Here is a 6,830-nt window from a genome sequence, read left to right on the forward strand (position 1 = left end):
AACCCGATGTAAGTGAGCGAGCGACCCGCCAAAACCCGATGTAAGTGAGCGAGCGTCGGAGTGGCGTCGCTTCGATGCCCTCTGGCAGGGCGGCGCGGGGTAGTGCAAGCTTGGTCCAGAACCGGCGGGACACGAAACGGATCAGGGGAAGCACATGGTGGAGCACTTTGACACGGTGGACGAATACATCGCGTCGCGCCCTGACGAGGTGCAAACCATCCTTCAGGAGATCCGGCGACGGGCCTTGGCAGCAGTGCCTGGAGCGGAGGACAGGATCAGTTACGGTATCCCCACCATCACGCTCGACGGCCATTACGTGGTGTACTTCGCGGCGTGGAAGCACCATATTTCCGTCTATCCAGTGCCCGACGGCGGCGAGGACTTCAAGCGCGAAATCGCCCCTTTCCGGGCGGCGAAAGGCACCTTGAAATTCCCCTTGGGCAAGCCGATGCCGTATGAGCTCATCGAAAAAGTGGCGACCCTGCTGGCTGAGCGCGGGCGGCAACGGAACGGCTACTGACAACCAGGCAGCGCGGGGGTACGGTACAGCCATGCGCCGCGATGAGCTTGAGCACGCCATCCGGGCCGCCACGGATATCATCCACGGCGACCGGGTGATCGTGATCGGCAGCCAGTCAATTCTGGGATCGTTCACGGAGGACCAGTTGCCTGCGTCGATCACCATGTCGGATGCCGTCGACATCGCCCCGTTTTCCGACGACGACGCCGGCACGCTTGCGGACAGCATCGACTCCGCCCTTGGTGAGTGGTCACCCTTCCACAAGGAGTTCGGGTTCTACGTCCAGGCTGCCGAAAGGGAGACTGCCGTGCTCCCGGAGGACTGGGAGTACCGCCTTGTTGGTGTGCGCAATGAGCAGACCCGCAACAGCACCGGGCTTTGCCTGGATCCCTACGATCTCTGCGCGGCGAAGCTCATTGCGGCACGCCCCAAAGACCACGCGTTCGTTCTGGCACTTATCGAGTCATCCCTCGTCGACCGCGTCCGGCTCGTGGACAGAATCAGGCTGATCGACCCGTCCGAGCCTCGCCGCGATGCGGCCCTGTCCTGGGCCATGTCCGTCTGACCCTGTCCGGGCCCAGGCCCGTGCCCAAACCCGTCCCAACCCGAAGGAGCAAGCTAATGACCAAGGTAGTGGCATTCATGTCGATGTCCCTCGACGGCTACGTGGCGGACCTTGAGGATGGTGTCGACGAGGTCTTCGACTGGTACTTCGCAGGCGACGTCGACGTCCCTACCTTCAACCCGGGCTTCACATTCCATGTTTCCGAAGCGAGTGCCCAACACCTACGGACCTTGATGGGTGAGGTGGGTGCGATGCTCACCGGGAGACGCACCTCCGACCGGGCCGACGCTTGGGGCGGCCAGCACCCGTTCGGCGTGCCCGCGTACGTCGTGACTCATCAGATGCCCGAGGGGTGGCCCCGTTCCGACTCCGCGGTGCATTTCGTCACCGACGGGCTGGAAAGCGCTGTCGGGCAGGCAAAGGCGGCCGCTGGCGACAAGATCGTCGGCATGCACGGGCCGGACACCATTCGGCAGTGCCTCGATGCCGGTTTGCTCGACGAGATCCGCATCGACCTGGTTCCGCTGCTGCTCGGATCCGGTATCCGGATGTTCGATCGCGTTGAGAACGTGCCGCTCACTTTGGGCAACCCGACCGTCGTCGAGGGCGTTGGCGTCACCCACTTGAGCTATCCGGTCCTCAAGGAGTAGGCGTCACGCAGGGCAGCTTTTTGAGTCCGTGCCACGAGCCAAGCCGCGGAATTCCGCGGTTGTCAAACCCAAAGGAATCCAAAAAGTCGCGCAGCGTGACGCGCCCCCCGTTGCAACAGCCCGGAAACTACCCAGAGTGGGCCTCGAGGAACGCGTACACCTCGGTCTCGTCGACGCCGGGGAACGCACCCGGGGGCATGGCGGCCAACAGGTGCGAATGGGCGCGCGCGGACGGCCAGGCGTTGCCTGCCCAGGAAGAAGCCAACGACGCCGGCGGGCGCTTGCAGCAGTTCGGGTCCGGGCACGTCGAAGTAGCCCGCGCCGTCGCCTCCCTCCCGCGGAACCACTTCACGTGCTGGTACGGCACGCCGATGCTGAGCGAGAACTCGCCCGCCGCCGAGCGCTCGGTCCGCGCCGTGCACCAATAGGTGCCTGAGACGGTGTCCGTGTATTGGCTGTAGGCGCTGAACTTGTCGGGAACGTCGAACACCGCCCGCGAAGTCCATGCTTTGCACGCCGGCTGGCCCTCGATGGCGCCGGTGTGGTCCTGGGGGAACGCCACGCCGTCGTTCTCGTAGGCCTTGTAGATGATGCCGCTCTGGTGGGTTTTCTGGAAATGTGTGGTGATTCCCAAGTGCTTCGTCGCGAGGTTGGTGAACCGGTGGGCCGCAGTTTCATAGGAGACGGCGAAGGCGTCCCGGATGTCCTCGACCGCGATCTCCTTGGCAGCTTTCGCCTTCTGCAGGAACTCGAGGGTGGCGTTCTCGGGCAGGAGGAGCGCCGCGGCAAAATAGTTGGTCGCGACGCGCTGCGCCAGGAAGTCGCCGTAGTTCTTGGGCGTTTCGTGGCCCAGGACGTAGTGCCCCAGGGCCTGCAGGAGGACCGAGCGGGGATCGTGGTCCTGCCGTTGGCTTTGCGTGAGATAAATTCGGTGATTCTTTAGATCAGTCACTGAACGGGTGGAATGGGGCAGGTCGCCCACGTGGTGCAGGGTGAATCCGAGGTGGTCCGCGATGTCCGCAATGACGTGCTGGCTCAAGGGTCCGGTCGTGTAGCCAACGCCTTTGAGGACCTTTTGCGCTTCGGCCTCGTACTCCGGAAAGTAGTTGCCGCGCTCCCGCATCATGGCACGCAGTTCGCCGTTCGCGCGCCGAGCCTCTTCCGGCGTCGCAACCTGCTCGTTGAGCTTGCGTTCAAGCTCCTGCAGGAGGCCCACTTGCGACTCGAGGACATCGAGCGGAAGCCGCGCGCTGACGCGGACTTTGGGCAGGTTCAGCGACTCGTACAGGGGCCCGCGCTGGTACCGTTCCAGCTCGATTTCCAGGGCCGCGCGGCGGCTGGGCGGTTCGGCCCCGAGGAGCTGTTCGATGCCGACATTCAGTGCCGCGGCGAGCTGCGTCAGCAGGCCCAGTTTGGGCTCCCGCTTGCCGTTCTCAATGAGGCTCAGCTGGCTCGGTGCGGTCCCGACGGCGACGCTCACGTCGTCGAGGGTCAGCCCGGCCTGCTTGCGCAGATACCGCACGCGGCGCCCCAGGCTGATCACGTCCAGCTCGGCGGTGGAAGCAGACGACGACGGCGACGGTACTTCGCGGTTCCAGCTCACAGGTGACATTTCTTGAGGATACGCGAAGAAGTGCATTTCTTTCCATGGTTTCCATCTAGAAAGCCTCGTGGAAGTGCTGAAAAGTAATAACCACGAAGTCCCGGTCGGAATGATCTGCAATGGCGCAGCCAAGGCCGGCCGGGGCGGCAAACTCAGCAACACGCCAAAACAGCGTCAAAGGAGACAGAACAATGACCGCAGCATTTGAACCAGGGCAGCCCACCTCCGCAACCGAGCAGGCCGCAGCACTGGAGCTCGAATGGGCTGCCAACCCGCGTTGGGAAGGCGTCACCCGCGACTACTCGGCCACCGACGTCGTCCGCCTCCGCGGCCGTGTCTCCGAGGAACACACCCTGGCCAGGCGCGGCTCCGAGAAGCTGTGGAAGCAACTCACGGAGGAAGCCAAGACCGGCGCTTACACCAATGCCCTCGGCGCGCTGACCGGCAACCAGGCGGTGCAGCAGGTCAAAGCCGGCCTGCGGGCCATCTACCTCTCCGGCTGGCAGGTCGCGGCCGACGCCAACAACTCCGGCCACACCTACCCGGACCAGTCGCTCTACCCGGCCAACTCGGTTCCCACCGTGGTCCGCCGCATCAACAACGCCCTGCTCCGCGCGGACCAGATCGAATTCTCCGAGGGCATCCAGACGGTCGAGGACTGGCTGGTCCCGATCGTCGCCGACGCAGAAGCTGGTTTCGGCGGCCCGTTGAACGCCTACGAGCTGATGAAATCCATGATCCAGGCCGGCGCCGCGGGCGTGCACTGGGAAGACCAGCTCGCCTCCGAGAAGAAGTGCGGCCACCTCGGCGGCAAGGTGCTCATCCCCACCCAGCAGCACGTCCGGACACTGAACGCCGCCCGCCTCGCGGCCGACGTCGCGGGCACCCCTTCGGTGATCATCGCCCGTACCGACGCCGAGGCAGCCACCCTGATCACCTCCGACGTCGACGAGCGCGACCAGGAATTCATCCTCCGCGAAGCGGGACAGCCGGTCCGCACGGCGGAGGGTTTCTACAAGGTCCGCAACGGCATCGAACCCTGCATCGCCCGCGCCAAGGCCTACGCCCCGTACTCGGACCTCATCTGGATGGAAACCGGCACCCCGGACCTGGAACTCGCCCGCAAGTTCGCCGAGTCCGTCAAGGCCGAGTTCCCCGACCAGATGCTCTCGTACAACTGCTCGCCGTCGTTCAACTGGCGCAAGCACTTGGACGACGCCACCATCGCGAAGTTCCAGCGTGAACTCGGCGCCATGGGCTTCACCTTCCAGTTCATCACCCTGGCCGGCTTCCATGCCCTGAACTACTCGATGTTCGACCTCGCCCACGGCTACGCCCGCGAAGGCATGAGCGCCTACGTCGAACTCCAGGAGAAGGAATTCGCCTCCGAGTCCCGCGGCTACACCGCAACCAAGCACCAGCGCGAAGTCGGCACCGGCTACTTCGACGACATCGCAACTGCGCTCAACCCGAACGCATCCACCCTGGCCCTGGTGGGATCCACCGAAGAAGGCCAGTTCCACTAATCCCCAGCCGCCCCCTCCACTCGCAAGCTCGCGAGGGAACCCGGCGGCCGTGGGCCCACTTCCCCCCAACTAGGTAGCACTAGGTGTCGTTTTGAGCCCTCAAAACGACACCTAGTGCGAGTCAGTTGGGACCATTCAAGGAGCCACTCCCATGAACAGCTTCACTGACAATTACACGCTCAACGGCATCACGCTGACCGCCCAGCCAATTCACCGGCAGAACGAGGTACTTACCCCGGATGCCATTGCGTTCGTGGCAGCCCTGCACCGCGCGACGGCGGAGCGCCGCCAGGAGCTGATGCAGGCGCGGCACGCACGCCGTGGCCAGATCGCGAGCGGCCAGGATCCGCGGTTCCTCCCGGAGACGGCGGACATCCGCAACGACCCGAACTGGCGCGTCGCTCCCCCGGCCCCGGGCCTGGAGGACCGCCGGGTGGAGATCACTGGGCCGGTTGACCGGAAGATGACCATCAACGCGCTCAACTCGGGCGCCAAGGTGTGGCTGGCCGACATGGAAGACTCCTCCACCCCCACGTGGCGGAACGTCATCCAGGGCCAGCTGAACCTCACGGACGCCTTGGAACGCCGGATCGACTTCACGTCAACCGACGGCCACAACAGCAAGGAATACAAACTTCGTGCCGCCGATGAGCTGCCGACCATCGTGGTCCGGCCCCGCGGCTGGCACCTCCCGGAGAAGCACATGCTCATCGACGGGAAGCCCGTTGCCGGCGGCGTGGTGGACTTCGGCTTGTTCTTCTTCCACAACGCCCGCCGCCTGCTCGCGCAGGGCAAGGGCCCTTACTTCTACCTGCCCAAGATCGAGAACCACCTCGAAGCCCGCCTCTGGAACGACATCTTCATCCTGGCCCAGGACCTGCTCGGCATCCCGCAGGGCACCATCCGCGCCACGGTGTTGATCGAGACCATCACGGCGGCATTCGAGATGGAGGAGATCCTGTACGAGCTGCGCGATCACGCCTCGGGCCTGAACGCCGGCCGCTGGGACTACATCTTCTCCGTCATCAAGAACTTCCGCACCCGCGGCCCCCGTTTCGTGTTGCCGGACCGCGCCCAGGTCTCCATGACCCAGCCGTTCATGCGCTCCTACACCGAGCAACTGGTCCGGGCGTGCCACCGCCGCGGCGCCATGGCGATCGGCGGCATGGCCGCTGCCGTTCCCAACCGCAAGGACGAGGCCGCCAACACGGCAGCGTTCGAGAAGGTCCGCGCGGACAAGACCCGCGAAGCCGGCGACGGTTTCGACGGTTCCTGGGTCGCGCACCCTGACCTGGTTCCGGTCTGCCGCGAAGTGTTCGACGGCGTACTCGGCGAGCGTCCGAACCAACTGGACCGCTCACGCGAGGATGTCACCCCGGACGACCGGGCCCTGATCGACGTCGCCTCCACCGAGGGAACCATCACCGAAACCGGCATCCGGAACAACATCGAAGTGGGTATCCGCTACATCGAGTCCTGGCTGCGCGGCAACGGCGCCGTGGCCATCCACAACCTCATGGAAGACGCGGCCACCGCTGAGATCTCCCGCTCCCAGCTGTGGCAGTGGATCTACTCCCACGCCATCACCGACACCGGTGAAGTCATCACCCGCGAATGGATCAACGACCTCCTGGACGAGGAGTTCGCCCGCCTGGAACGCTTCGATGACGACCGGTTCAACGATGCCCGCAGTATCTTCGAGGAAGTCACACTGGCTGAGGAGTTCCCGACCTTCCTGACCATCCCGGCCTACGCCCGCTACCTCACGGAGGCCCGCGAAGAAGCCACCAAGGAAGAACTCGTAGCGGCCTGAGCCCAAAGATAGAGCCCCCGTCCGCTGGGCTGCCTGCACTCTTCGCAACAAGTGACCCCGATGGTCGGGGAGGCAGCCCAGCGACGGACCCCTCACCACCCAACTAATACAAAAGTAGGGGTGGATCAGGCTGCGGTGACCGGAGTGATCGTG

6 protein-coding genes are annotated in these 6,830 nt (G+C 64.7%); 5 read left to right on the plus strand and 1 reads right to left on the minus strand.

The features are described 5' to 3' along the window. The first annotated feature begins 154 nt into the window (after positions 1-154). Genes QRN45_RS20650 through QRN45_RS20660 form a run of 3 tightly spaced genes read left to right on the plus strand, consistent with a single transcriptional unit; the run spans position 155 to position 1,735 of the window. Entirely contained in the window at positions 155-520 is a 366-nt protein-coding gene (locus QRN45_RS20650; protein ID WP_241711077.1) for an iron chaperone, read from the plus strand. Between the two features lie 31 nt (positions 521-551). Continuing rightward, entirely contained in the window at positions 552-1,085 is a 534-nt protein-coding gene (locus QRN45_RS20655; protein ID WP_078106705.1) for a DUF6036 family nucleotidyltransferase, read from the plus strand. A 56-nt stretch (positions 1,086-1,141) separates the two neighbouring features. Continuing rightward, positions 1,142-1,735, plus strand: coding sequence for a dihydrofolate reductase family protein (locus QRN45_RS20660; RefSeq protein WP_264637305.1), 594 nt, complete (start codon positions 1,142-1,144; stop codon positions 1,733-1,735). Between the two features lie 127 nt (positions 1,736-1,862). Here the strand turns inward: QRN45_RS20660 and QRN45_RS20665 are convergent, their stop codons facing one another. Then, the gene (locus QRN45_RS20665) at positions 1,863-3,374 is read right to left on the minus strand and encodes a helix-turn-helix transcriptional regulator (protein WP_284764531.1); all 1,512 of its coding nucleotides are present in this window, start codon (positions 3,372-3,374) and stop codon (positions 1,863-1,865) included. Positions 3,375-3,529: 155 nt separating this feature from the next. Between QRN45_RS20665 and aceA the strand changes: the two genes are divergently transcribed. Together aceA and aceB are read left to right on the plus strand one after the other, a co-directional pair. After that, positions 3,530-4,864 (plus strand): isocitrate lyase, encoded by a 1,335-nt coding sequence (gene aceA / locus QRN45_RS20670; RefSeq protein WP_264637303.1) that lies wholly within the window; start codon positions 3,530-3,532, stop codon positions 4,862-4,864. A 151-nt stretch (positions 4,865-5,015) separates the two neighbouring features. Then, the gene (gene aceB / locus QRN45_RS20675) at positions 5,016-6,677 is read left to right on the plus strand and encodes a malate synthase A (RefSeq protein ID WP_264637302.1); all 1,662 of its coding nucleotides are present in this window, start codon (positions 5,016-5,018) and stop codon (positions 6,675-6,677) included. Positions 6,678-6,830: the final 153 nt, after the last annotated feature.

Source organism: Arthrobacter sp. efr-133-R2A-63 (genome assembly GCF_030209795.1).
GTDB classification, from domain to species: Bacteria; Actinomycetota; Actinomycetes; order Actinomycetales; family Micrococcaceae; genus Arthrobacter; species Arthrobacter bambusae_A.